This is a genomic window from Streptosporangium sp. NPDC002721 (assembly GCF_042888905.1).
In the GTDB taxonomy this organism is placed as follows: Bacteria; Actinomycetota; Actinomycetes; order Streptosporangiales; family Streptosporangiaceae; genus Streptosporangium.
The window spans coordinates 1-1334 of the sequence record NZ_JBIAQI010000097.1; the positions used below are offsets into that span (position 1 = coordinate 1).

Below are 1334 nucleotides of genomic sequence, written 5' to 3' on the forward strand. Positions count from 1 at the left end.
CCGCGGCCCGCCCCGGGGGGGGGGGGGGGGCGGGGGCGGCGCGCCCCCCCCCCCCCCCGCGCCGGGCCCCGGGGGGGGGGGCGGGGGCGGGCGCGCGCGCCCCCCCCCCCCCCCCCGCTTCTCGCGCGTCCTACTCCACGTCGAGGTTCACTCCGTACGGAGGTTCACGCCTCGTCGAGGTCGGGGAGCGTCCCCTCCAGCGCGGGAAGGGCGGGAACCGTCGCGGTGCCCTCGACCGTGGTGCTCTCCGCCGTGGTGCCGATGGCGGCGTCCGGCCGTGCGGGAGTCTCCGGGCCGGCGGCGGCCGGCGACTCGGCCGTGGGCAGGTCGGCGACGGGCATGTCCGCCGCGGGCAGGTCGGCGACGGGCGGGCCGACCGGCGGCACGTTCTCACCCGCGGCGGCGTCCGCCGGGGCGGGGAGGGGCAGCGGAGGCGCGGGCGCGTCGACCGCCGTGTCTGTTGCGGCCGCCGTGTCCGGGGCGATCGCCGTGTCCGGCGTGACCGCCTCGGTCCCGGTCCCGGCGTCGATCTCGGCCTCGGCCTCGGCCTCGGCGAGCTCGCCGGGCGCCGGGGGTGCCGGAGCCCGCAGCCAGCTGATGCCGTCGCCGGGCAGGTCCGGAGCCTCGGCCATGAGGCTCACCCACGAGTTCGTCCACTCGTGGCCGGGCAGGCTCGACGGCCCGAAGGGCAGGGCGTGGAAGCCGGTGCCCGCGGCGACGCCCCCGGCGTCGGCGAGGCTGATCACGGCGGCGGGCTGGGTGAGCTGGGGCAGGTCGACGACGCGTGCGAGCCGCGCCGCGGCCACGGACGTCTCGCCGACGTTCGCGGCCACCGGTGCCACCGGTGCCACGGCGCCGTCCGTGACCGCCGGTGCCTCCGCGCCGCTCACCGTCTCAGGCGTGGCGGGCATGACAGGCATGGTGGACATGGCGGGCGTCTCCGCCGCCGGAGTCTCCGCCGTCGCCGTCCCGCCCGCCGTCACCGGAGCCTCGGCGGTGTCCGCGGCCGGCGGCGCCACGGCGTCGCTCGTGACCGGCGGCGCCACGGTCCCGGTCGCGGCCTGCGCTCCCTCGGAGATCACGGCCTGTGCGCCCTCGGGCGTCGGAGCCTGCGCGCTCTCAGGCGTCGCGGCCTGTGCGTCGTCGGGCGTCGGGGCCTGTGCTCCCTCAGGGGTCGCGGCGGCGACCTCCTCGCACACGGGCTCCACCGGCGTGACCGTTCCCAGGACCCTGGTCGTGGGGGGGGGGGGGGCGGGGGGGCCCGCCCCCCCCCCCCGCGGGGGCCCCCGCCCGGCGGCCCCCCCCCCCGGGCCCCCCCCCCCCCGGCGCGGCCC

General features: G+C 81.4%; 1 protein-coding gene. It reads right to left on the minus strand.

Annotated features, from left to right (window positions below; genetic code table 11):
* Nucleotides 1–164 precede the first annotated feature (164 nt).
* Nucleotides 165–1208 (minus strand): hypothetical protein, encoded by a 1044-nt coding sequence (locus tag ACFYWM_RS44715; RefSeq protein ID WP_389928003.1) that lies wholly within the window; start codon nucleotides 1206–1208, stop codon nucleotides 165–167.
* Between the last annotated feature and the right edge of the window lie 126 nt (nucleotides 1209–1334).